The organism is Streptomyces sp. NPDC029122 (assembly GCF_055569445.1).
The window spans coordinates 1-24,703 of the sequence record NZ_JBVHWK010000014.1; the positions used below are offsets into that span (position 1 = coordinate 1).

The following is a 24,703-nucleotide window of genomic DNA, read 5'->3' on the forward strand; positions in this document are numbered from 1 at the left end:
CCAACATCCCCCCCCCCCCCCCCCCCCCCCGCGCCAACACCCCCCCCCCCCCCCCCCCCCCCCCCCCCCCCCCCCCCCCCCCCCCCCGCCCGGGTACGCGTACGCCTCGCGGGGGGTCAGACGGCCAGGACGGCCTTCTCCTCCGCGAAGTGGCAGGCGGACTCGTGCGCGGCCGGGCTGGCGGAGCCCACGAAGCGCGTCGGGATCGCCAGCAGCGGCTCCTCCGTGGCGCACTTCTCCTCGGCCTTCCAGCAGCGGGTGCGGAAGCGGCAGCCCGAGGGCGGGTTGGCCGGTGAGGGGACGTCACCGGTGAGGATGATCCGCTCGCGGCCCTCGCGCGCGTCCGGGTCCGGCACCGGCACGGCGGAGAGCAGCGCCTGGGTGTACGGGTGGGTGGGGTGGTCGTAGATCTCGGCGTCGGTGCCGATCTCGGCCATCTTGCCCAGGTACATGACGCCCACGCGGTCCGAGATGTGCCGGACGATGGACAGGTCGTGCGCGATGAACACGTAGGAGAGGTCGAACTCGTCCTGGAGCTTGCCCATCAGGTTGATGACCTGCGCCTGCACCGACACGTCGAGCGCGGAGACCGGCTCGTCGCAGATGATGATCTCCGGGTTCAGCGCGAGGCCGCGGGCGATGCCGATGCGCTGGCGCTGGCCGCCGGAGAACTGGTGCGGGTAGCGGTTGATGTACTCCGGGTTCAGGCCCACCACGTCCAGGAGCTCCTGGACCTTGCGGCGCCGGTCGCCCTTCGGGGCCACCTCGGGGTGGATCTCGTACGGCTCGCCGATGATGTCGCCGACCGTCATGCGCGGGTTCAGCGAGGTGTACGGGTCCTGGAACACCATCTGGATGTTGCGGCGGACCGCCTTCAGGGCCGCGCCGGACAGCTTGGTGATGTCCTGGCCCTTGTAGAAGACCTCGCCGGCGGTGGCCTTCTCCAGGCTCATCAGCAGCTTGGCGACGGTGGACTTGCCACAGCCGGACTCGCCGACGATGCCGAGGGTCTCGCCCCGGTAGAGGTCGAAGGAGACGCCGTCGACGGCCTTGACCGCGCCGATCTGCTTCTTGAACAGGATGCCCTGGGTCAGCGGGAAGTGCTTGACCAGGTTGCGCACCTGGAGGATCGGCTCGCCCCGGTCCTTGGTGAGGTCAGCCATGGATCTGCTCCTTCCAGAAGTGGCACGCGCTGCCGCGGCCGGGCAGCTCGGTGCCGTCCTGCTCGGTCACCTGGTGCAGGGCCGGCACGTCGGTGCGGCAGACGTCCTGCGCCTTGGGGCAGCGCGGGTTGAAGGCGCAGCCCGGGGGGATGTTGAGCAGGTTGGGCGGCAGGCCCTTGATCGCGTAGAGCTCCTGGCCCTTCTGGTCCAGGCGCGGGATCGAGTCGAGCAGGCCGCGGGTGTACGGGTGTGCCGGGCGGCTGTAGATCTCGTGGACCGGGGCGGTCTCGACGATCCGGCCGCCGTACATGACGGCGATCTTGTCCGCGACGTCGGCGACGACGCCGAGGTCGTGGGTGATCAGGATCAGGCCCATGTTCATCTCGCGCTGGAGTTCCGCGAGCAGGTCCATCACCTGGGCCTGGACCGTCACGTCGAGGGCCGTGGTCGGCTCGTCGGCGATGATCAGGTCCGGCTCCAGGGCCATCGCCATCGCGATCATGATGCGCTGGCGCATGCCGCCGGAGAACTGGTGCGGGTAGTCGCCCACGCGCGCCTTGGCGGCGGGGATCTTCACCCGGTCCATGAGCTCGACGGCCTTGGCGAGGGAGTCCTTCTTGGACATGCCCCGGTGGACCCGGAACATCTCGCCGAGCTGGGCGCCGACGGTGTGCACCGGGTTCAGCGAGGAGAGCGCGTCCTGGAAGATCATGGCGATCTTCGAGCCGCGGATCTTGCGGTACTCCTCGGCCGGGAGCTTCAGCAGGTCCTGGCCCCGGAAGAGGATCTCACCGGAGGGGATCTTGCCGGGCGGCATGTCGAGGATGCCCATGATGGCCTGCGCCGTCACGGACTTGCCCGAGCCGGACTCGCCGAGCACGGCGAGGGTCTCGCCGGCGTCCACGGAGTACGAGACACCGTTGACGGCCTTGGCGACTCCGTCGCGGGTGTGGAACTCGACGTGCAGGTCGCGCACTTCGAGCAGGTGGGTCCCCTCCGGCGCCGAGCGGGGCGCGGGGACGTTCGAGGTCTTGTCGATGATGGTCAACGTACGCCCTTCCTCAGCGCAGCTTCGGGTCGAGGGCGTCGCGCACCGCGTCGCCGACCATGATGAACGCGAGCACCGTGATGCTCAGCGCAATGGACGGGAACAGCAGCACGTGCGGTGCCTGGAGCCAGCGGGCCGAAGCGTCGCTCACCATCAGGCCCCAGGAGATCTCCGGGGGCTGGACACCGATACCGAGGTAGGACAGTGCCGCCTCTGCGGAGATGTACACACCCAGGCTGATCGCGCCGACCACGATGACGGGGGCGACGGCGTTCGGCAGGATGTGGCGGATCGTGATGCGCATGGTGCCGGCGCCGAGGGCGCGGGCGGCCACCACGTAGTCGTTGTTCTTGTTCTGCAGCACCGAGGACCGCATGATGCGGAAGATCTGCGGCCAGCCGAGGACGGCGAGGACCAGCGAGACGGTCCAGGCGTTGCCGGGCATGGCGGACATGATCAGCATGCCGCCGAGCAGCAGCGGGATCGCGAAGAAGATCTCGGTGAAGCGGGACAGGAAGCTGTCCACGACACCGCCGACCCAGCCGGCGATCAGACCGAGGGCGCCGCCGACGAGCAGCACGAGCGAGGTGGTGACGACGCCGACGATCACGGAGTTGCGGGCGGCCCACACGGTACGCGTGTAGACGTCGCAGCCCTGGATGTCATAGCCGAACCAGTGGGCGGCGCTCGGGGTCTTGAGCGAGTCCTCTAGCTTGCAGGCGCCCGCGTCGAACGGGGTGCCGTCGGTGAACAGCTGCGGCACGGCGGCCACGATCAGCAGGAACACCACGAGGGCGCCGCCGATGATGAAGATCGGGTTGCGGCGCAGGTCGTCGATGGCGTCGGACCAGAGGCTGGCCTCGCGGTCCTTCTTCTTCTTGTCCTGGACCTTGCCGGCCCGCGTGCCGCCGGAGGCGGACGCGGCGGTCTGGGTGTCGGTCATCGAGTCCTCCACCGTATTCGTGTCACGCATAGCGGATCCTCGGGTCGAGCACGGCGTACAGCAGGTCCACGAGAAGGTTGGCGACGAGGTAGATGAGGACCAGGAGGGTCACACCACCCACGACGACGGCACCCTGCTTGAGGTAGACGGACTGGGCGAGCAGGCCGCCGAGGCCGTGCATGTTGAAGATGCGCTCGGTGATGACCGCACCGCCCATGAGGGAACCGAGGTCGGCGCCGAGGAAGGTGACGATCGGGATCAGCGCGTTGCGCAGCGCGTGGTTGACCACGACGCGGCGGCGGGGCAGGCCCTTGGCCGTGGCGGTGCGCACGTAGTCCGCGCGCATGGTCTCCATCAGGCTGGTGCGGGTCAGTCGGGCGACGTACGCCAGCGAGGTGGACGCGAGCACCCAGGCCGGGAGGAGGTAGGCCTTGAGCCCGTCGTTCTCGTTGAAGGAGACGGAGAACAGCTCGATGCCCCAGCTGTTCTTCAGCTGGACGCCGAGGGTCAGCTGGAGGACGAAACCGGTCACGAAGACGGGGATCGAGATGACCATCAGGGTGGAGATGAGGACCAGCTGGTCGAGGAACTTGCCGCGGCGCAGGGCGGCCATGATGCCGGCCGCGACACCGACGATGGCCTCGATGACGAAGGCGAAGATCGCGAGGTTCACCGTGTACGGGAAGGCCTCACCGATCATGTCGATGACCTTGCGCCCGGTGAGGGTCTCGCCGAGGTCACCCTGGAACACACCGGTGATGTAGTTCCAGTACTGCAGCAGGAACGGGTCGTCGAGGTGGTACTTCTCGCGCAGCATCGCGGCGACGATGGGGTCTGCCTTCTTCTCGCCGGCGAGGAGCTGAATCGGGTCAGCGCCGGGCATGGCGAAGGTCAGCAGGTAGATCAGGAACGTGGCACCGATCAGAACAGGGATCGCCTGTATGAGTCGGCGGATGAGGTAGCGGCCCATCAGACCTCCAGCAAAGAACAGGGGGAAAGGGCGGGCATACGGAAACCTGATTCCGTATGCCCGCCCCCCGGAAATCCCCTAAGTGACGAGGGGTGTTAGTTGCGCTCGACGTTGGCCAGGTCCATGCGGCCCTGGGCGTCGACCTCGACGTTCTTCACGGACTTGGAGTAGGCCGCGGAGGACATGTACGTGAACACCGGGATGTACGGAAGGTCGCGGATGACGATGTCATCGGCCTTCTGGTACAGCTTCAGACCCTCGGCCGCATCGGTGGCCTTGTCGGCCTCCGCCATGACCTTCTCGAACTCGTCGTTACGGTAGTGGCCGTAGTTGGAGCCCTGCTCGATCGCGACCTTCGAGAAGACCGGACGCAGGTAGTTCTCCGCCGCCGGGTAGTCCATGGACCACGCCATGCGGAACGCGCCCTTGTACTTCGACGCCTGGAGGTCGTCCAGCATGTCACCGAACTTGGCGTACGGCTTGGCGGTGACCTCGATGCCGAGGTTCGCCTTCAGCTGGTTGGCGACGGCCTCGATCCACTCCTTGTGGCCGCCGTCGGCGTTGTAGCCGAGCTCGATCTTGTTGCCGGGGACACCGCCGGCCTTGTCGAAGAGCTCCTTGGCCTTGGTCGGGTTGTACTGGCCGAACTCGCCCAGCGCGCCCTTGCGGTAGCCCGGGATGATGGGGCTGATGAAGTCGTCGGCCGGCTTGCGGGTGCCGTTGAAGATGGTCTTCGTCAGCGTGTCCCGGTCGATGGCCATGGAGATGGCCTGACGGATCTCCAGCTTGCCGAACGCCTCGGGGTTCGTCTCGAGCGGGAGGCCGAGGTAGCCGACGGCCGACTCGGGCTTGTAGATGTAGCGGTCGCCGAACTCCTGGGAGACGGTGGCCATCGCGGAGATCGGGAGCTTGTCGACGATCTGGATGTTGTCGGCGCGCAGGTCGTTGTACGCCGTGTCCATGTTGTCGTAGATCTTGAAGGTGACGCCCGCGAGCTTCGCGCGGCCCTCGGCCGGGTACTTCTCGAAGCGCTTGACCTTGATCTGCTTGTTGTGCTCCCAGGCGCCGTCCATCTGGAAGGGGCCGTTGCCGATCGGGTTGTCACCGAACTTCTTCAGGTCGGTGGTCTCGAAGGCCTTCGGCAGCGGGTAGAAGGCGTTGTAGCCCAGCATGGTCTTGAACTGGGAGAAGGGCTCCTTCAGCGTGACGGTGAAGGTCTTCTCGTCAACGACCTTGAGGCCCTTGAGCTCCTTGGCGGTGGGCTTCTTGCCCTTGCCCGGCGCGAGCTCGTCGGAGCCCTCGATCTTGGAGAAGAACGGGAGGCCCTCGGCCGCGTTCTCCTGGTTGGCGCCCCAGTTCCAGGCACGGACGAAGGACTGCGCGTCGACCTTCTCACCGTTGTGGAAGGTGCGACCCTCCTTGACCTTGATGGTCCAGGTCTTCGAGTCCGTGGACTCGATGGACTCGGCCGCGTCGAGCTTCGGCTCGTTGGTCTTGGTGTCGTAGTCGACCAGACCGTCGAAGAGCGCGTTGAGGACCTCGGCGCCCTCGGACTCGGCGGTGTTCTGACCCACCAGCTCGTGCTGCGGCTCGCCGAGCACAACCGTGATGCTGCCGCCCTTGCCACCGGCGTCGTTGCTACCGGTGCTGCAGGCCGTCGCGGCCATGGCCACGATCACGGCACCCGCGACCCACTTGGCGCTCGTTGCTCCGCGCATGGGTATTTGCCTCCTCAGGAGTCACTGTCGATTCGTGAAGGACCCGGTTCCCGCTGACACCCCTGACAGCGAAATCCGGTCCCATCGTGTGTGCTCGTGAGTCGACGCTCCCCACAGCGTGTGACCCATTGACCCGAGCTCAATGGAGCCATCCTCAGGGACTGCCAGGCCGTAAACCACACTTAAGTGGTCTCGTTTTCACAACATCACCGCATGGCCAAAACCCGAAATCCGGACAAACGGATAGGAGACAGACACGTGCGAAACGGACGGTTAGCTCATCATCCGGAGCGTCACGGTCGGTATGCGGACATCAGAACGCAATAATCCGTTTGACAAACGCGAACGGCCCCTCCCCGCACCGGTCCGGTGCGGGGAGGGGCCGCTGTCAGCCGTACTGCTTTCGGCCAGAGTCCGACTCGCGTACTACTTGGCGGACTTGGCGCGCGACGCGGTGCGCGAGCGCTCCTTCTGGTCCAGGACGACCTTGCGGATGCGCACGGCCTCCGGGGTCACCTCGACGCACTCGTCGTCGCGGCAGAACTCCAGGGACTGCTCCAGGGAGAGCTTGCGCGGCGGGATCACGTTCTCCGTGTTGTCCGCCGAAGCCGCACGCATGTTGGTGAGCTTCTTCTCCTTGGTGATGTTCACGTCCATGTCGTCGGAGCGCGAGTTCTCGCCGACGATCATGCCCTCGTACACCTCGGTGCCGGGCTCGGTGAACAGGACGCCGCGCTCCTGCAGGTTGATCATCGCGAACGGCGTGACCGCACCGGCGCGGTCGGCGACCAGCGAACCGTTGTTACGGGTGACCAGCGGGCCGAACCACGGCTCGTGGCCCTCGTGGATCGAGTGGGCGATACCCGTACCGCGGGTGTTGGTCAGGAACTCCGTACGGAAGCCGATGAGGCCGCGCGACGGGACGACGAACTCCATGCGCACCCAGCCGGAGCCGTGGTTCGACATGTTGTCCATGCGGCCCTTGCGGACGCCCATGAGCTGCGTGACCGCGCCCATGTGCTCCTCGGGCACGTCGATGGTCATGCGCTCGACCGGCTCGTGCACCTTGCCGTCGATCTCCTGCGTGACGACCTGCGGCTTGCCGATGGTCAGCTCGAAGCCCTCGCGGCGCATCTGCTCGACCAGGATGGCGAGCGCGAGCTCACCACGGCCCTGGACCTCCCAGGCGTCCGGACGCTCGGTGTCGAGGACGCGCAGCGAGACGTTGCCGATCAGCTCGCGGTCGAGGCGGTCCTTGACCTGGCGGGCGGTGACCTTGCGGTCCTTGACCGCGGCCTTCGCGTCCGCGCCCTTGCCCGTGCCGCCGCGGCCGACCATCGGGGAGGTGTTCGTGCCGATGGTCATGGAGATCGCCGGCTCGTCGACCGAGATCAGCGGGAGCGCGATCGGGTTCTCCGGGTCGGCGAGGGTCTCGCCGATCATGATGTCGGGGATACCGGCGACGGCGCAGATGTCACCGGGGCCGGCGACCTCGGCGGGCTTGCGGGTGAGCGCCTCGGTCATCATCAGCTCGGTGATGCGGACGTTGGAGATCGTCCCGTCGCGCTTGATCCAGGCCACGGTCTGGCCCTTGCGCAGCTCGCCCTGCTCGACGCGCAGCAGTGCGATGCGGCCGAGGAAGTTGTCGGCGTCCAGGTTGGTGACGTGGGCCTGGAGGGGGGCCTCCTCGTCGTACACCGGGGCCGGGACGTGCTCCAGGATGGTGGAGAAGAACGGCTCCAGGTTGTCGCTGTCCGCGGGGACGGTGCCGTCCTCGGGCTTGGTCAGCGAGGCGACGCCGTCACGGCCGCAGGCGTAGACGATCGGGAACTCGATCTGGTCCTCGTCGGCGTCCAGGTCCAGGAAGAGGTCGTACGTCTCGTTGACGACCTCGTCGATCCGGGAGTCCGGGCGGTCCGTCTTGTTGATGCAGAGGATGACGGGCATCCGGGCCTGGAGGGCCTTGCGGAGCACGAAGCGGGTCTGGGGCAGCGGACCCTCGGAGGCGTCCACCAGCAGGACGACGGCGTCCACCATCGACAGACCGCGCTCGACCTCACCACCGAAGTCGGCGTGGCCGGGGGTGTCGATGATGTTGATCGTGATCGGGGCCCCGCCGTCCTTGGGGTGGTACTTCACCGCCGTGTTCTTGGCGAGGATCGTGATGCCCTTCTCACGCTCCAGGTCGTTCGAGTCCATCATGCGGTCGTCGAGCTGCTGGTGGGCGGCGAAGGCACCGGCCTGCTTGAGCATGGCATCGACGATGGTCGTCTTTCCATGGTCGACGTGGGCGACGATGGCGACGTTACGGATGTCGTGGCGCGTGGGCACTTCGGCGCTTCTCCCGGGATCGTGGATGGCGACGCGTACGGTCCGGCACGCGCGCCTCGACCGGGCGGAAAACCTGCCACGGCCTTACCCCATGGTACGTCGAATGGCGGGAACCGCCTGCCGGGGGGTCTGTCAAGAGGCCGGACGACTGAGGACGGCCGGGCTTGGGGTGGGGGGTCCCGGCTGTCGGTGGGGCCTGTGTTCGTGCGGGTCAATGGGTGTGGGCACGACCTTGCCCGCCGGGAATCCGGCGGGCAAGGAAATTGAGTCACTTCTGAGCTTGGCGCCCCGGGGTCAACCTGACAGGCCCCGTTTTTTCACCACTTCTTCTCCCGGGCGCCTCACGCCCCGGCTACTTCTTCTCCTTCTTGGCGTCCTTGGCCTGGGGCGGCTTCTTCCAGCCGATGTCCTGGTAGCGGGGCGTCGCGAGACCGAAGGCGCCCGCGTTGGCCAGGCCCGGCTTGACGGCGACCAGCTCGGGGCGCTGGTAGAGCGGGATGGAGCCGGCCGCCGCCCAGATCCGGGCGTCCGCCTTGCGCATCAGCTCGCGGGCCTGCTCCTCGTCCAGCTCGCCGGCCGCCTGGTCGAAGAGCTGGTCGATGTGGTCGGTGCCGACCCGGGTGTAGTTCTGCTCGACGAGGAGCGAGCCGTCGGCGGCCGGCTCCGGCTTGGCGAAGATGGGCCGGGCGTCGGTGGCCGGGAAGGCCGTCGCGGGCCAGGAGTAGAGGGCCAGGTCGTACTGGCCCGAGGCGATGTGGTCCTTGAAGAAGCTCTCGTCGGCGACCTTCTTGATCTCGGTGCCGATGCCGATCTTCTGGAGCATCTGGGAGATCCGCTCGCCGACCGAGCGCAGGGCCTCCGAGCCGGGGCCGGACGGGAGGACGAAGCGCAGGCTGAGCGCCTTGCCGTCCTTGGCGAGCATCGCGCCGGAGGTGCGGGCGGCCTGCTTGGCGGGGAGCGGGGCCGGGCTGGCGGCGGGATCCTTGCCGTCCTCGTCCGCGGCAGGGGCGGCCTTGGCGTCGTCGCCCTCCGCGGGGGCCTTGCCGTCGTCACCCGCCGCCGGGACCGCCTTGGCCGCCGCGAGGGACTCCGCCTGGGCGAGGAGTACCTGCTCCTGCTGGGCGGCGAGGGAGGCCGGGGCCAGGGCCGGCGCGGGCAGGTCGGTGCGGCCGAAGGTGGCGAGCCCGTCGGCCGGGTCCGTCCCGAAGCCGCGCGGGGAGCCCTCCGGGAGGACGCGCAGCCCCGCGGCGGGGGCACCGGGCAGGCCCGGGCGGGCCCGGCGGATGCCGAGGTCGGCGGTGGCGGAGCGCAGGTCGCCGTTGCGTCCGTCGTCGTCGCCCACGATGTAGAGGCCGTCGTTCCCGGTGCCGTCGCCCGGGGCGGGCTTCGCCCCCGCCGGAGTCTTGGAGTCGTCCTGCGCGCCCCCGGCGCTCTCGGCCCCCGCCTTCGCCCCGGCCGGCTCGTTCAGCTTGCCGCCCCTGCGCCAGCCCGCGTCCGCGAGCAGGGCCTGGGCCGCCTGGGTGTCCTGGCCGCCGAGCGCCTGACTGTTGTCGGCGTACGCCTGCTGCCCGGCCAGCGCCAGGTGGCTGCCGACCGGCTTCGCGGGCAGCCCCAGGGGCTTGAGGACGGTCTCGGCCAGTGTCCTGCGGTCCAGGGCGCGGGCGATCGCCCGGCGGACCCGCTCGTCCGACAGCGGGCCGGAGGCCCCGTTCATGGCCAGCTGCGTGTAGGCGGGCTCCAGGGACTTGCGGACCGTGAAGCGGCGCAGGGCCGCCTGCTCCTCGGCGTACTTCTTGACGGCCGCGGCCTTCTCCTGGCGCGCTTCCTGCTCCGTCTTGGCCCGGTCCTCGTCGGCGCCGTGCGCCAGCGCCCAGGAGAGGGTGGCCTGCGCGGGGGTGAGGGAGGCGCCCGGGCCGTGCGTACCGTCCACGCGTCCGGCGTCCCGGTGCGCGAGGGCGATGCGGTCGGCGCCCGCGCGGTCGATCTCGCCCAGGTCGATCTTCCCGGCGGCCAGCGCGGCCGGGCGGCCCGCCCGGGGCACGGCCGCCAGCACGAGCGTGTCCAGCTTGGCGGGCCGGCCCCACCAGCGGGGGTTGCGGGTGAGGGCGGCGGTGCCGGTCTTCTTGTCGATGGCCCCGAGCCCGAAGGGCCCGGCGGTGACCTTCAGGGCGCCGCGGGCGCCCTCGTTGAAGGCCTCGGGGTTGCCCATGACCTGCTTGGGGTAGAGCGGGCTGAACAGGGAGCGCCAGTCGCCGTACGGCCTGGCGAAGGTGACCCTGACCTCCAGGTCGTTCTTGCCGCGCTCGATCTTCTCGATCCGGTCGTATCCGGCGTTGCGGGCGGTCCAGTACGCCGAGTCCTTGCCGTTCAGCGCCCGCCACTGGGCGACGAAGTCGGCGGCCCCGATCTCGCGCCCGTCGCTCCACACCGCCTGCTGGTTCAGCTTGTACAGGACGACCTGCTTGGGCTCGCGCTCGACGACCTCGGCCTTCTCCAGGTAGTCGGGATTGGCCACCGGCCGGCCCTTGGCGTCCAGGGTGAACAGCTGGGGCAGGACCGCGCCGGCGATCCGGTTGGTGGCGGCGTCCGCGTCGGCCTGGAAGGTGTTCAGGGTCTCCGGCAGGGAGTCCACGGCCCAGCGCAGCACGCCGCCGTCGGCGACCTGCTCGCGGACGGTCGCCGCGATGTCCGGCCCGGCGGCGGCCGGGCCGCCCTCGTCCTCACCCGCCCCGCACCCCGCGAGCAGCGGCAGTGCGAGGACTCCCGAGGTGAGGAGCGCCAAGGACCTGCGCCTTCTCTGGGTCATGGGTGGTACCTCCGGGGCGGGGCGCGAGGGCCGTTAAGAAGGGTCTTGATCACGTTCGGCGGTATATGGAGCTGATCACACCGGTGTGGAAACCCACTGAAATCGACCACCGCCCGCGTGGATCGCAGTGGCCCCTCGCCACGCCGCGAACCCCACCCGTGCGGACCAATCCGGCTTGCGGCCGGGGCCGCGCGCCCCGCCCCGGGGCGGCCGCCGGGTTCCGCGCCCAGGCGCGCGTTCCTTCGTTCGAGGGATGAAAATGGGGGCAGGGAGGGGCGCACGGTTTGCGCCTGCGCGCCCGGAATCGCTGCACGTCCCTTCACAACCGGGGACGGGAGGCGCGACACTCGCAGGCGCCCGTGAGCGTTGCCACCGCACCCTGCGGAAGTGAGGGCAAGTCATGTCCCTGCAAGACGATCTGACCGCCGTACGGCGCAACCTCGACCAGCTGGTCCGCTCGGTGGAGCAGCTGGAGAAGGACGTCGCCCGGCAGGTGCCGGCCGCCGGCTCCCGGCCGCCGGAGAAATCCGGGATGGTGACCATCCCGGACACCCCGTACGACAACGCGCTGTGGACGGACACCGACGACGAGGGCCTCGGCGCCCGCGACCGCCGCGCCCCCTAGCCGTCCGGCCGACCCGTCCACCGGGCCGGCCGTCCGCGCACCGCACCGCACCCCCATCTGGCCCGGCCGCTCCGGCGGCCGGGCCTCCTGGGCCACCCCTCGTTCACTCCACCCGGAGTTCCCCTTGGCCACAGGCACGGAACCACCCCAGCAGCGGCCCGGCGGGGTCCACGGCCCCTCCCGGGCCGCGATCGCGGCCCGGCACCTGCGCACCGACCGGTGGTGGCTGTCGCCCGCCGGCACCGCGGCCGGGCTGCTCGCCTTCATCGCGTACTCGACCTGGCGGGCCTTCGCCAACGACCACTACTACGCGGCCCCGTACGTCTCCCCCTTCTACTCCCCCTGTCTGGCGGAGAACTGCCTGCCGATGCGGGACGGCCCGAACCTCGACCTGTTCGGCAGCTGGTGGGGCCTGTCGCCCGCCCTGCTGATCCTGGTCTTCCCGCTCGGCTTCCGGCTGACCTGCTACTACTACCGCAAGGCCTACTACCGGGGCTTCTGGGCCTCGCCGCCCGCCTGCGCCGTCGCCGAGCCGCACGCCTCGTACACCGGCGAGACCCGCTTCCCGCTGGTCCTGCAGAACCTGCACCGTTACTTCTTCTACGCGGCGGTGCCGGTGGCGGGCATCCTGACGTACGACACCGTGCTGACCTTCCGCGACGCGAACTACGCGTGGGGCCACATGGGGCTGGGCACCCTGGTCTTCCTCGCCAACATCGTGCTGATCTGGGCGTACACCCTCTCCTGCCACTCCTGCCGGCACATCATGGGCGGCCGCCTCAGGCACTTCTCGAAGCACCCGGTCCGCTACCGCCTGTGGGGCTGGGTCAGCCGGCTCAACGCCCGCCACATGCAGCTCGCCTGGGCCTCCCTGATCAGCGTGGCCCTGTGCGACTTCTACGTGTACCTGCTGGCCAGCGGCACCATCACCGACCCGAGGATCTTCTGAGATGGCTCAAGTGGAACGGCAGCAGTGGGACGTGGTCGTGGTCGGCGCGGGCGGTGCCGGGCTGCGGGCCGCGATCGAGGCCCGCGAGCGCGGGGCCCGGACGGCCGTGATCTGCAAGTCCCTCTTCGGCAAGGCCCACACGGTGATGGCGGAGGGCGGGATCGCCGCCTCCATGGGAAACGTCAACGAGGGCGACAACTGGCAGGTCCACTTCCGCGACACCATGCGCGGCGGGAAGTTCCTCAACCAGTGGCGGATGGCCGAGCTGCACGCCAAGGAGGCCCCGGACCGGGTCTGGGAGCTGGAGACCTGGGGCGCGCTCTTCGACCGCACGCCCGACGGGCGCATCTCCCAGCGCAACTTCGGCGGGCACGAGTACCCGCGCCTCGCGCACGTCGGCGACCGGACCGGCCTGGAGCTGATCCGCACCCTCCAGCAGCGGATCGTCGCCCTCCAGCAGGAGGACTTCAAGGAGACCGGCGACTACGAGGCCCGCCTGAAGGTCTTCCAGGAGTGCACGGTCACCAGGGTCCTCAAGACCGAGTCCGACAGCGGCTCCGCCGCGGGCTCCCGCGTCTCGGGGACCTTCTGCTACGAGCGCGAGTCCGGCCGTTTCTTCGTCCTGGAGGCCCCGGCGGTGGTGCTGGCCACCGGCGGGATCGGCAAGTCCTTCAAGACCACCTCCAACTCCTGGGAGTACACCGGCGACGGACACGCGCTGGCCCTGCTCGCCGGCGCCCCGCTGCTGAACATGGAGTTCGTGCAGTTCCACCCCACGGGCATGGTCTGGCCCCCCTCGGTGAAGGGGATCCTCGTCACGGAGTCCGTGCGCGGCGACGGCGGGGTGCTGCGCAACTCCGACGGCCGGCGGTTCATGTTCGACTACGTCCCCGACGTCTTCAAGGACAAGTACGCCGAGTCGGAGGAGGAGGGCGACCGCTGGTACGAGGACCCGGACCACAACCGCCGCCCGCCCGAGCTGCTGCCCCGCGACGAGGTGGCCCGCGCCATCAACTCCGAGGTCAAGGCCGGCCGCGGCTCCCCGCACGGCGGGGTGTTCCTCGACGTGTCCACCCGGATGCCGGCCGAGAAGATCAAACGCCGGCTGCCGTCCATGTACCACCAGTTCAAGGAGCTGGCGGACGTGGACATCACCGCCGAGCCCATGGAGGTCGGCCCGACCTGCCACTACGTGATGGGCGGCATCGCGGTCGACTCCGACACCGCCGCCACGGTCGGCGTACCGGGGCTGTTCGCCGCCGGTGAGGTGGCGGGCGGCATGCACGGCTCGAACCGGCTCGGCGGCAACTCCCTCTCCGACCTGCTGGTCTTCGGCCGGCGGGCCGGGCTGCACGCGGCCGGGTACGCGGCCGCCCCGGGCCGGCGGCCCGAGGTGTCCCAGGCGCAGATCGACGCGGCGGCCACCGAGGCGCTGGCCCCCTTCCACGCGGACGAGGGCGCGGAGAACCCGTACACCCTCCACCAGGAGCTGCAGACGACGATGAACGACCTGGTCGGCATCATCCGCCGGGCGGGCGAGATGGCCGAGGCCCTGGAGCGGCTGGCGGCCCTGCGCGTACGGGCGGCCCGTGCCGGGGTCGAGGGGCACCGGCAGTTCAACCCGGGCTGGCACCTGGCGCTGGACCTGCGCAACATGCTGCTGGTCAGCGAGTGCGTGGCCCGCGCCGCCCTGGAGCGCACCGAGAGCCGGGGCGGGCACACCCGCGAGGACTGCCCGGCGATGGAGCGGCAGTGGCGTCCGGTGAACCTGCTGTGCCGCCCGGTCGATCCGGCCCCAGCCGATCCCGCCGCGGCGCGGATCGCGCTGGAGCGGGTCCGTACCGAGCCGATCCGCCCCGACCTGCTCGCGCTCTTCGAGAAGGAAGAGCTGGCCAAGTACCTCGCCGAAGAGGAGCTCTACGGGTGACCACATACGACGCACGCTTCCGGGTCTGGCGGGGCGACGCGGAGGGCGGGGAACTGCGGGACTTCACCGTCGAGGTGCACGACGGCGAGGTGGTCCTGGACATCGTGCACCGGCTCCAGGCGACGCAGGCGTCCGACCTCGCGGTCCGCTGGAACTGCAAGGCGGGCAAGTGCGGCTCGTGCAGCGCGGAGATCAACGGCCGGCCGCGGTTGATGTGCATGACGCGGATGTCCGTCTTCGAGCGGGACGAGACGGTCACGATCACCCCGCTGCGGGCCTTCCCGGTGATCCGCGACCTGGTCACGGACGTGTCCTTCAACTACGCCAAGGCCCGGGAGGTGCCGGCCTTCGTGCCCCCGCCGGGGGTCGCGGCGGGCGAGTACCGGATGCAGCAGGTGGACGTGGAGCGCTCGCAGGAGTTCCGCAAGTGCATCGAGTGCTTCCTGTGCCAGGACACCTGCCACGTGGTGCGCGACCACGAGGAGAACAAGGCGGCCTTCGCCGGCCCGCGCTTCCTGATGCGGGTCGCGGAGCTGGACATGCACCCGCTGGACGCGGCCGCGGGCGCCGGCCTGGACCGCAGGCGCACCGCCCAGGAGGAACACGGACTGGGCTACTGCAACATCACCAAGTGCTGCACGGAGGTCTGCCCCGAGGGCATCAAGATCACCGACAATGCCCTGATCCCGCTGAAGGAGCGGGCCGTGGACCGCAAGTACGACCCCCTGGTGTGGCTGGGGAACAAGATCCGGCGCCGCCCGGACCCCGACCCCCGCTAGAACCGGCGACCCGCACCCCGCCCGGCCAGGGCGGCGGCTCCGGGTGCGGGTCCGCCGCCGGGACCATAACCTCCCAAATGTGCACCCCCCGAGACGCAGGACGCTCCCCCGCACCCCCACCCCCGGGCTGCTCCTCGCCGCCGCCCTGCTCGGGCTCGCGCTCGGTGGTCTGGGGGTGGCCGGAGCGGGGCCGGCCCGCGCCGAGGACCCCGTCACGCTGTCGCGGCAGGGGCAGGTCACCGACCGCGTCGGCGCCCTCGGGGACCGCGCCCCCGCCGTGACGGCAGCCCTCGACCGGCTCTACGCCGACCGCCGGATCCAGCTGTTCGTCACCTATGTGCACGACTTCTCCGACCGGTCCCCCCAGAGCTGGGCCGACGCCACCGCCCAGAAGAACGGCCTGGGCCGGGACGACGTCCTGCTCGCGGTGGCGACCGGCACCCGCCAGTACGCCCATTCGGCCGACGTGGACTCCGGTTTCACCCAGGAGCAGCTCGACGCCGTCGCCCGTACCGCCGTCGAGCCGGCGCTGCGCCGGAACGACTGGGCGGGCGCCGCGATCGGCGCGGCGAACGGCTACGACGCCGTGCTCGGCGGGCGGCCCGTCCCGGTGCCCGCCATCACCCCCGGCGCGGCCGACCCCGGCGGCGGGGCCGACGGGGGCAGCGGGGCCGGGGACTTCGTGCTGCCGGTGGTCGCCGTCGGCGCGGCCGGGGCCCTCGGGGTGTACGCGTACCGGCGCCGCGGGAAGCGCGGCGGGTCGGGGAGGGGCACCACCACCGGCCATGCCGGCTGGGACGGTGCCCGGGCCGCGCCGGCCCCGCTGCCCGAGCTCGACGCCCGGGCGAAGGCCCTGCTGGTGGAGACGGACGACGCCGTCCGCACCAGCACCGAGGAACTCGGTTTCGCCACGGCCCAGTTCGGTGATGACGCGGTCGGCCCCTTCACCGGGGCGGTGCGGTACGCGAGGGACGAGCTGACGCACGCCTTCCGGCTGCGCCAGCAGCTGGACGACGCCTACCCGGAGGACGAGGCCACCCGGCGCCGGATGCTGGAGGAGATCGTGGCCCGCTGCACGGAGGCGAACCGCAGGCTCGACGCCGAGTCGGCCGGCTTCGACCGGCTGCGGGACCTGGAGAGGAACGCCCCGCAGGCCCTCGCCACGGTGGAGGCGCACTTCCGGGCGCTGAGCGGCCGTACGACCACCGCCGCGGCGACCCTGACCGCGCTGACGGGACGGTACGCGGAATCCGCGTCCGCGCCGGTGGCCGCCAACCCCGGGCAGGCCGAGGACCGGCTCCTCTTCGCGGCGACCAGTCTCGGCGAGGCGCGGGCGGCCCTCGGCTCCGGGGACAACGGCCGGGCCGCCGTGCACGTCCGGGCCGCCGAGGGCGCGGTGGACCAGGCGGCGACCCTGGTGGACGCGGTCGAGCGGCGGGCGCAGGAGCTGGCGGAGGCGGCCGGAAAGCTGCCGGGCGCCCTCACCGCGACGGAGACGGACCTCGCCGACGCTCGCGGCCTGCTCACCGGTGCGGCGGCGGGCTCCCCGACGGGCGACCTGCGCGGCCGGATCGGCCGGGCGGAGTCCGTACTGGCCGACGTGCGCCGGGAGGAGGCGTCGGGCCGGTACGACCCGATCGACGCCCTGCGCCGGGTCGAGGAAGCGGACGCGGCCCTCGACGAGGCCCTGGCGGGGGCGCGGGAGCAGGAGTCGGGGCGGCGGCGGGCGGCGGCGCTGCTGGACCAGGCCCAGCTGTCGGCCCGCAGCGCGATCGGCGCGGCGACGGACTACGTGACCACCAGCCGGGGCGCGGTGGGCAGCCAGGCCCGGACCCGGCTGGCGGAGGCGCAGCGGCACCTGGAGCGGTCGGTGTCGCTGGCCGGCCGGGACCCGGCGGGCGCGCTGGCGGAGGCGCAGCGGGCGGATTCCCTCGCCCGGCAGGCGCAGCAGCTGGCGGAGCAGGACGTGGGGGCGTACCAGAACCCGTACGCGGGGCAGCGCGGCCGGAGCGGTGCCGTGCTCGGCGGGATCATCCTCGGCGAGATCCTCCGGGGCGGGGGCGGCCGGGGCGGCTTCGGCGGAGGCGGAGGCGGTGGCTTCGGCGGCGGGGGCTTCGGCGGGGGGCCCGGCTCCTACGGGGGCGGTGGTACCCGCGGCCGCATGGGCGGCGGCGGCCGCTTCTGAACGACGAGGCACCAGACCCATCAGAAAGGGACCCCATGGGCAAGCAGACCGTCCTCGGCCGTGTCACCCAGCTCGCGAAGGCCAACATCAACGCGCTGCTGGACCAGGCGGAGGACCCGCAGAAGATGCTCGACCAGCTGATCCGCGACTACTCGAACAACATCTCGGAGGCCGAGCAGGCGGTGGCCACGACCATCGGCAACCTGCGGATGCTGGAGGCCGACCACAAGGAGGACGTGGACGCGGCCGCAGAGTGGGGCGGCAAGGCCCTCGCGGCCAGCCGCAAGGCGGACGAGCTGCGCGCGTCGGGCGCGGCGGCGGACGCGGACCGGTTCGACAACCTGGCGAAGGTGGCCCTGGGCCGGCAGCTGCGGTCGGAGAAGGAGGCGGCGACGGCGGAGCCGGTGATCGCCGCCCAGACGGAGGTCGTGGACCGGCTGAGGGAAGGCCTGGCCTCGATGAAGGACAAGCTGACGGAACTCCAGGCCAAGCGGGACGAGCTGGTGGCGCGGGCGAGGACGGCGCACGCGCAGAACACGATGCTGGACGCGGTCAAGAACATCGACGTGCTGGACCCGACGAGCGACCTGAGCCGTTTCGAGGAGAAGGTCCGGCGGGAGGAGGCGATGGCCATGGGCAAGTCGGAGCTGGCGGCCTCCTCCCTGGACGCCCAGTTCGAGTCGCTGGAGGACCTGGGCAGGGCCGCGGAGATCGAGGCCCGCCTGGCCGCCCTCAAGTCCCGGGCGGCCTGAGGGGGCGTCCGACGGACCATGGCCGCGCCCTGGTCCGCCCGGCACCCCCCGGCCGGCTCATCCGTACATGCTCAGCAGCTGTTCCGCCGACAGCTCGGTGACCGCCTCTCCCGGTGCTCCGCCCGGCATGGGGAGGGGCAGCTCGAACCACACGGTCTTGCCCCGGTGGGTGCGGCGGGTGCCCCAGCCGGCCGAGAGCAGGCCGACGAGCTGGAGGCCGCGGCCGCCCTCGTCCGTGTCCCGGGCGCGGCGGCGCCTCGGCTGGGCGAGGTTGCCGTCCCAGACCTCGCACACCAGGGTCCGGTCCAGCAGCAGCCGCAGCCGGATGTCCCCCTCCCCGTACCGCAGGGCGTTGGTGACGAGTTCGCTGACCAGCAGTTCCGTGGTGTCGAGCAGGCCCTCCAGGCCCCACGCGGGGAGCTTCGCCCGGGCCAGTTCCCGGGCCTTGCCCACCGAGCGGGCCTCGCGGGGCAGCTGCCAGTCCCCGACGGCGTCGACGGGCAGCCCCTGGACCCGCGCCATCAGCAGGGCGATGTCGTCCTCGCCGTGCCGGGTGTGGAGGGTGTTCAGGACGTGGTCGCAGACCTCCTCCAGGGGGCGGGACGGATCGGCGACCGCCCCGCGCAGGCCGCGCAGGCCCTCTTCGAGGGGGTGGTCGCGGGACTCGACCAGCCCGTCGGTGTAGAGGGTGAGCAGCGCGCCTTCGGGGAGTTCCACCTCGACCTCCTCGAAGGGTTCGCCGCCCACCCCGAGCGGCATCCCGGTCGGGATCTCCAGCAGCAGCCCGGGGGGCGGGGCGGCGCCGTCCTCGGTGGGTTCGACGAGGACGGGCGGCATGTGGCCGGCGTTGGCGATGGTGCAGCGCCGGGTGACCGGGTCGTAGACGGCGTACACGCAGGTGGCGAGGTACACCTCCGAGCGGTCGGCGTCGCGGGAGTGGAGGGCGGCGCGGGAGGCCTGCTGGGCGCCGCCGGGGGCGCCGAGGCCGCGGGCGACCTCGTCGAGGGCGGTGAGCACCTCGGCGGGTTCCAGGTCCAGCAGCGCGAGGGTGCGCACGGCGGTCCGCAGCTCGCCCATGGCGACGGCGGCGCGCAGTCCGCGGCCCATCACGTCGCCGACGACCAGGGCGGTGCGGTGCCCGGGCAGTTCGATGACGTCGAACCAGTCGCCGCCGACCTCGGTGGCGGCGTTGCCCGGGAGGTAGCGGCAGGCGATGTCGAGGCCGGCCGCCTCCGGGTCGCCGGGCGGCAGCAGGCTGCGCTGGAGGATCAGCGCCCGTTCGTGCTCGCGCCGGTAGAGGCGGGCGTTGTCGATGCACACGGCGGCCCGTGCGGCCAGTTCCACGGCGACGGCCCGGTCGCGTTCGCCGAAGGGCTCGCTGCCCTTGGTCCGGGAGAACTGGGCGAGGCCGACCACGGTGTCGTGGGCGACCATCGGGACGATCAGCGTGGACTGGACGAGGGCGTCCGGGTCCGCGCCGGAGACGAGCCGGGGCCGTGCCGTGCGCAGCGCGAGCGCTCCGGGTGAGGCGGCCGGGTAGCGGTGCGTCTCCCCCACGGAGACCAGTGCGCCGGGTCCCGACAGCGGGGCGTCGGACACGGCGGAGGCGAAGGCCACCCGCCGCAGCGGTGCGGAGGGGGCGCGGCCGGCCCCCTGCCCGGGCAGGGAGGGGACTCCGGGGCCCTGGGGGCGGGCGGGACGGTCGTCGTCGCCGAGCAGCAGCCCCTGGTAGAGGTCGACGGCGGCCAGGTCGCAGAAGCCGGGGACGGTGACGTCGAGGAGTTCCCGGGCGGTGGTCTCCAGGTCGAGGGAGTTGCCGATGCGGTGCCCGGCCTCGTTGAGGAGGGCGAGGTTGCGGCGGACCCCGGCGGCCTCGCGGGCGGCGAGGTGGCGGCGGGTGACGTCGGTGCCGAGGCCGGCGATGCCGATGGGGCGGCCGGCGCCGTCGTGCACCCGGTAGAGGTTGATGGACCAGTGGCGGTCGTCGCGGCTGCGGGGGGTGGCTCCGGTGATCCGCAGGTCGGTGACGGACTCGCCGGTCTCCAGGACCCGGCGCAGGGCATCGGCCATCCGGTCGGCCTCGTGGGGCGGCAGGTAGTCGTGGACGGTGCGGCCGCGGTGCTCCTCGACCGCTCCGCCGAAGACGGTCGCGAAGCGGCGGTTGGCGCGCTGCACGGTGAGGTCGGTGCCGAACAGCAGGAAGCCGAAGGGGGATTGGCCGAATATGGCCTGTGAGGCGGCGAGGTCGGATTCGATGCGCCGGAGCGCGCGTACGTCCACGACGACGCAGAGCGCGGCGCGTTCGGCCCTCTCGGTCTGGGTCGGCATCACATAGATCTCGGCCACGCCGTGGGCGCCGTCCCCGCCGGGGATGCGGAAGGGGATCAGGCCGGTCCACTCCTTGCCGTCGAGGATCTCGGCGACCTTGCGGTGGCCGCCCTCGCGCAGCTCGGGCGGCATGAAGGCCTCGACCGGGTCGCGCCCGACCGCCTGGGCCGCGCGCAGCCCGAACAGCTCTTCGGCGCGCAGGCTCCACTGGTCGATGAGCCCGTCAGGGCCGATCGAGAAGGAAGCCACCTTGATGTGGTCGTATATCGAGCCAGGCGGACTGCTGTGCCACAGGGAGTCGCGCAAGGGCTCCCCGGGCACGCGGGCCTGATGTGTCTGCGCAGGTATCTCGCTCACGCGACCGTCCCCTCCAGCTCACCGCAACCGGACCGGCCATGACCGAAGTATTCAGCACCACGGCCCCGTACGGCACGGCGTTCACGATCACAAAAGGGTCCCGTTGTTTTCCGGCCACGTCCGGTGGTCTTCCCAGACGCCGCCCGGGAGACCCACTGCCGCCCTTCTCCTTGTTACTCACCAGGAAGAGCCAACTCGAACCACACGGTCTTCCCCGTTTTCCCGTGCCGGGTTCCCCAGCGGCGCGCGGAGACGGCGACGAGGTGCAGGCCGCGCCCGCCTTCGTCGTCCGGCTGCGCGATGCGCTCGCGGGGTGGATCCGGAAGCGGATCCGAGACCTCCACGAGCAGGGCCGGGCCGCCGGCGAGGCCGGGCGCGGCCGGATCGCGCCGTACCAGGCGCACCCCGATGGGGCCGGAGGCGTAGCGCAGGGAGTTGGTGACCAGCTCGCTGACCAGCAGGACGGTCACATCGCCGACGGAGTCCAGGCCCCAGGAGCGGAGGGTCCCGCGCACGGCGTGGCGTGCGGTGCGGACGACATCGGGCTCGGCGGGGAAGGCCCACTCGGCGCATTCACCGTCTGTGTCCATCACGCCGATCACTTCCCGGGCCACCAGCGACCCCAGTCAGGTTCGTCGGGGACGAAAGGGGGACGAGATAGGGACTAATAGCGACATACCCGATATTTGGGGCGCCGTACCACCCGACCCCCCACGCACCGGCGCACTGTGGCGCAGACGGCCTAGAGCGGGAGCTTCACGCGCCCCGGTGCGCCCCGCCGTGCGACTCGGTGCGCACCGCGCCGCCCGCTCCGGCGCGCAGCCGGCGGCCGGCCTCCTCGACGAAGGGCCGGTCCTGGTCGAGCCAGTCCACCGAGTCCAGCTCGTGCGGAGCGAGCCAGCGCAGCTCGTCGTGGTCCTCCAGCGGGGCGGGCTCCCCCGAGACCAGCCGGGCGGTCCACACGTGCAGGACCAGACCGGGCCTCACCGGCCACTGCCCCGGGATCCGCTCCAGGGGCTCGGCCTCCACGCCGAGTTCCTCGCGCAGTTCGCGCACCAGCGCCTCGGGCACCGTTTCACCCGGCTCGGCCTTGCCGCCCGGGAACTCCCACCGGCCGGCCAGCTCGGGCGGCGCGCTGCGGCGGGCGGCCAGCAGGCGTCCGTCATGACAAAGGGCTCCGCCCACGACCACGCGTACAGTCATGGACGGAGCCTATGCCAGCGCCTTCAGCCGGTTCAGCCGGTGGTGGCGGTCTGGCTTTCCTGTCCGATCCGCTCGACCCAGTAGAGCTGCTCGTGTCCTCGGTCGTCGAGGCTGTCGACGACCTTCTGGGCCTCGGCCCGGGTGGGATAGCGGCCCACCCGGTAGCGGTTGCCGTTGTCGTCCTGACGTATGACCAGCCATGGAAGCAGGGCACCGCTGTCGGTCATCGCGCTCCACCCTCCGCCGCCGTACCTGCCCAGGAAACCGCATTGCGCATATGCCGGAGCTTACGCCCGACCTTTACCGAGCGGATACGGTTTTTCACGAAGAGGTACCTGGGGGGCGTACGCATCCGGCCAGGCGTACGAGCGGGCCGTGCGCGCCGGTCCGGACCCGGCGCGCGGCGCGGAGCCGCGGCGTGACGACGCGGAAGCCGTTCACCCCGCCGTCGGGGGACGGATCGAACAAGGGTCCGGGGCGCGCCCCCGGACCCTTGCGATACGACCGAAAACCCGGCCCGTGCCCCGTTACCGGACGGGCAGGTGGTACGAGAGGCGGTAGCGGTCCGCGGGGACGACCACGTCCGCGGTCTCCACCGCGCGACCCGAGGCGAAGTACGTACGGCTCACCACCAGCACCACGTGCCCCGGGACCCCGCCCAGCAAGGTGATCTCCTCGGCCAGCCCGGGCCTCGCCCCGACCTCCTCGACCACGTTGTCCACGATCACGTCGATGGCGGCCATCCGGTCCACCACCCCCGAGCCCCCCAGGGGTCCTTCCTCCGGCAGCATCACCGGGGTCCGGCCGGTCACCGCGAGGGGCTCCCAGGAGGTGGAGAGCATCATGGCCTCCCCCGCGTCACGGAAGACGTACCGGGTGCGCATCACCCGGTCCCCCGGCTCGATGCCCAGCCGCTCCGCGATCTGGACCGGCGCGGGCGTCTGCTCACTGCTGGAGTCCCACGTGCCGCGCGCGCCCGCGTCGGCCTGCTCCTGGCGGAACGGCGTCGACGCCCCGGCCGACCGGTAGCCGGAGCGGGCGACCCGGCGCGGCACGGGCTGCTCCCGGACGTACGTGCCGGACCCGGAGCGGCCCTCGACCAGCCCCTCCGCCATCAGGACCTTGCGCGCCTCCAGCGCCACGGTGTCCGAGACCCCGTACTCCTCGCGGATCCGGGCCTGGGAAGGGAGCCGGGCGTGCGGGGGCAGGGACCCATCGACGATCTTCTGTCGCAGATCCCCGGCGACGCGGAGATAGGCCGGCTGCTCACCGAAAGTCACGAGCCACTCCCATCAGGTTGACAGACAGCCACACCCTGGCAACCGACGGTTGAGCAGCGCAAGCACGGGCCAGAGTTTCACCCGATGTGATGAACGCAGGTCACTCAAACCCCTTACCGCGCGTTACCCACAAGACCTCAGACGGATTCCGCCGAAGGCCCGCGCCCGGAACCGGCCCCCGGCCCTCCCGGATCCGACCGCAGCCACTCCGGCACCCGCGTCGAGAGCCCGTACGCTCCCCGCAGCGCCTTCTCCGTGTCCACCGACAGCGACGACAGCGCCGCGTCCCACGCCCGCTGGAAATCGGCCGGCCGCGTCGCCCGGGCCGCCCGCTGCCATTGCCCGCGCGCGGCCGCGACCTCCTTGAGCTGAGCACCCGCCGCCGGGCCCGTGCCCTCCCGGGAGGTGACGCCCTGGAGCATCCGTTCCTCCGCCGCCAGCGCCTCGTCGACCGCCCGCGCCCACGCCCGGTACTCGGGCAGCGCCTCGTCCAGGTCCTCGTCGGGGGCGCGCCCCAGCGCCTGGTCCGCCGTGTTCAGCGCGCTGAGCAGGGTCACCTGGTCCGGCGTCAGCATGCCCGCATCCTTGCGCAGACTGCCCCGGTGCTCCTCCGTCGACGTGCCGATGATGCACAGGAGCCGCCGGTCGCCGCCCTGCCAGCTCTCCGCGGTGGGGCTGAAGTAGAACATCTCCGCGTACGCGGGCAGCGCCCACGTGTCCATCGCGTACGCGTCCTGCGCCTTCCAGCAGGTGTCCGTTGCGGTCCCCTTGAGCCTCCCCTTGCCGGGGAAGCCGCCGGGGCCGAGCACCGTCGTGGAGGTCACCTCGGCGTCGTGCACCTGGTCGCAGCCCACCCGGTAGGTGAAGCGGGCCTCGTCCAGGAGGTCGCCGCCGGGGACGTTGAAGCAGTCGCCCTGACGCAGCTCGTCCATCCCCGTCAGCCGGCCCTCGACGTGTTCGAGCTCCCGCCCCTCGCCGAGCCGGCCCAGGAAGTGCTCCGCGTACCGCGAGACGCCGGTCACGAGGACAGCGGTCGTCAGCACCGAGACCACCAGGCCGACGATCGCCAGGGCCCGGCCCCGCTCCCCCTTGCGCGCGATCTGCACCAGCGCCACGATCCCGAAGACGATCCCGAGCGGCGGGAAGCACAGCAGCCCGACCAGCAGGGAGGCCAGCGCGAAGCCGTTGAGCGCGGGCGGGTGCCCGTGGGCGGGCGGCGGCCCCCACAGCGGCGGCGACGGCGGGGGCCAGGAGTGGCCCGGGCCGGCGGAGGGAGGCTGCGGGGGCGGGATGCTCACGGGGTGAGGTGCTCCATCACGGGGGGCGCGAACGAATGCGC

At 71.5% G+C, this 24,703-nt stretch carries 19 protein-coding genes; 6 read left to right on the forward strand and 13 right to left on the reverse strand.

Annotated features, from left to right (window positions below):
• Positions 1–116: 116 nt before the first annotated feature.
• From ACZ4WZ_RS17810 to ACZ4WZ_RS17840, 7 genes are all read right to left on the reverse strand, one after another.
• Positions 117–1,163 (reverse strand): ABC transporter ATP-binding protein, encoded by a 1,047-nt coding sequence (locus ACZ4WZ_RS17810; protein ID WP_467891229.1) that lies wholly within the window; start codon positions 1,161–1,163, stop codon positions 117–119.
• The gene (locus ACZ4WZ_RS17815) at positions 1,156–2,211 is read right to left on the reverse strand and encodes an ABC transporter ATP-binding protein (protein ID WP_467891231.1); all 1,056 of its coding nucleotides are present in this window, start codon (positions 2,209–2,211) and stop codon (positions 1,156–1,158) included. The genes ACZ4WZ_RS17810 and ACZ4WZ_RS17815 overlap by 8 nt, the downstream gene beginning before the upstream one ends.
• A gap of 13 nt (positions 2,212–2,224) precedes the next feature.
• The gene (locus tag ACZ4WZ_RS17820; protein ID WP_467891233.1) at positions 2,225–3,184 is read right to left on the reverse strand and encodes an ABC transporter permease; all 960 of its coding nucleotides are present in this window, start codon (positions 3,182–3,184) and stop codon (positions 2,225–2,227) included.
• The gene (locus ACZ4WZ_RS17825; protein WP_467891236.1) at positions 3,177–4,124 is read right to left on the reverse strand and encodes an ABC transporter permease; all 948 of its coding nucleotides are present in this window, start codon (positions 4,122–4,124) and stop codon (positions 3,177–3,179) included. The genes ACZ4WZ_RS17820 and ACZ4WZ_RS17825 overlap by 8 nt, the downstream gene beginning before the upstream one ends.
• A gap of 95 nt (positions 4,125–4,219) precedes the next feature.
• Positions 4,220–5,842: a peptide ABC transporter substrate-binding protein gene (locus tag ACZ4WZ_RS17830; protein WP_467891238.1), complete on the reverse strand. Its 1,623-nt coding sequence runs from the start codon at positions 5,840–5,842 to the stop codon at positions 4,220–4,222.
• A 426-nt stretch (positions 5,843–6,268) separates the two neighbouring features.
• Positions 6,269–8,173 (reverse strand): translational GTPase TypA, encoded by a 1,905-nt coding sequence (typA, locus tag ACZ4WZ_RS17835; protein WP_467891240.1) that lies wholly within the window; start codon positions 8,171–8,173, stop codon positions 6,269–6,271.
• A gap of 352 nt (positions 8,174–8,525) precedes the next feature.
• On the reverse strand, positions 8,526–10,979 hold the full coding sequence (locus ACZ4WZ_RS17840; RefSeq protein ID WP_467891243.1) for an ABC transporter family substrate-binding protein: 2,454 nt from the start codon (positions 10,977–10,979) through the stop codon (positions 8,526–8,528).
• A gap of 400 nt (positions 10,980–11,379) precedes the next feature.
• Between ACZ4WZ_RS17840 and ACZ4WZ_RS17845 the strand changes: the two genes are divergently transcribed.
• From ACZ4WZ_RS17845 to ACZ4WZ_RS17870, 6 genes are all read left to right on the forward strand, one after another.
• On the forward strand, positions 11,380–11,604 hold the full coding sequence (locus ACZ4WZ_RS17845) for a hypothetical protein (protein ID WP_467891245.1): 225 nt from the start codon (positions 11,380–11,382) through the stop codon (positions 11,602–11,604).
• A gap of 124 nt (positions 11,605–11,728) precedes the next feature.
• Positions 11,729–12,553 carry a hypothetical protein gene (locus ACZ4WZ_RS17850; protein ID WP_467891248.1) on the forward strand — a complete coding sequence of 275 codons (825 nt, stop codon included), beginning with the start codon at positions 11,729–11,731 and terminating at the stop codon, positions 12,551–12,553.
• Position 12,554: 1 nt separating this feature from the next.
• Positions 12,555–14,480: a fumarate reductase/succinate dehydrogenase flavoprotein subunit gene (locus ACZ4WZ_RS17855; RefSeq protein WP_467891250.1), complete on the forward strand. Its 1,926-nt coding sequence runs from the start codon at positions 12,555–12,557 to the stop codon at positions 14,478–14,480.
• The gene (locus tag ACZ4WZ_RS17860) at positions 14,477–15,259 is read left to right on the forward strand and encodes a succinate dehydrogenase/fumarate reductase iron-sulfur subunit (protein WP_467891253.1); all 783 of its coding nucleotides are present in this window, start codon (positions 14,477–14,479) and stop codon (positions 15,257–15,259) included. The genes ACZ4WZ_RS17855 and ACZ4WZ_RS17860 overlap by 4 nt, the downstream gene beginning before the upstream one ends.
• A gap of 79 nt (positions 15,260–15,338) precedes the next feature.
• A complete protein-coding gene (locus tag ACZ4WZ_RS17865; protein ID WP_467891256.1) occupies positions 15,339–17,444 on the forward strand; it encodes a TPM domain-containing protein in 2,106 nt (701 codons plus the stop codon).
• 35 nt (positions 17,445–17,479) lie between these two features.
• Positions 17,480–18,196 (forward strand): PspA/IM30 family protein, encoded by a 717-nt coding sequence (locus tag ACZ4WZ_RS17870; protein ID WP_467891258.1) that lies wholly within the window; start codon positions 17,480–17,482, stop codon positions 18,194–18,196.
• A gap of 57 nt (positions 18,197–18,253) precedes the next feature.
• Here the strand turns inward: ACZ4WZ_RS17870 and ACZ4WZ_RS17875 are convergent, their stop codons facing one another.
• The 6 genes from ACZ4WZ_RS17875 to ACZ4WZ_RS17900 form a co-directional block, all read right to left on the reverse strand.
• Complete coding sequence (locus tag ACZ4WZ_RS17875; protein ID WP_467891533.1) at positions 18,254–20,872, reverse strand: SpoIIE family protein phosphatase; 2,619 nt, start codon at positions 20,870–20,872, stop codon at positions 18,254–18,256.
• Positions 20,873–21,054: 182 nt separating this feature from the next.
• Positions 21,055–21,483 (reverse strand): ATP-binding protein, encoded by a 429-nt coding sequence (locus tag ACZ4WZ_RS17880; protein WP_467891535.1) that lies wholly within the window; start codon positions 21,481–21,483, stop codon positions 21,055–21,057.
• A gap of 154 nt (positions 21,484–21,637) precedes the next feature.
• Complete coding sequence (locus tag ACZ4WZ_RS17885) at positions 21,638–22,084, reverse strand: (deoxy)nucleoside triphosphate pyrophosphohydrolase (protein WP_467891260.1); 447 nt, start codon at positions 22,082–22,084, stop codon at positions 21,638–21,640.
• 32 nt (positions 22,085–22,116) lie between these two features.
• Positions 22,117–22,311, reverse strand: coding sequence for an SPOR domain-containing protein (locus ACZ4WZ_RS17890; RefSeq protein ID WP_467891262.1), 195 nt, complete (start codon positions 22,309–22,311; stop codon positions 22,117–22,119).
• Between the two features lie 300 nt (positions 22,312–22,611).
• Positions 22,612–23,364 carry a GntR family transcriptional regulator gene (locus tag ACZ4WZ_RS17895; protein WP_467891265.1) on the reverse strand — a complete coding sequence of 251 codons (753 nt, stop codon included), beginning with the start codon at positions 23,362–23,364 and terminating at the stop codon, positions 22,612–22,614.
• 137 nt (positions 23,365–23,501) lie between these two features.
• Positions 23,502–24,662 (reverse strand): DUF4190 domain-containing protein, encoded by a 1,161-nt coding sequence (locus ACZ4WZ_RS17900; RefSeq protein WP_467891268.1) that lies wholly within the window; start codon positions 24,660–24,662, stop codon positions 23,502–23,504.
• Positions 24,663–24,703: the final 41 nt, after the last annotated feature.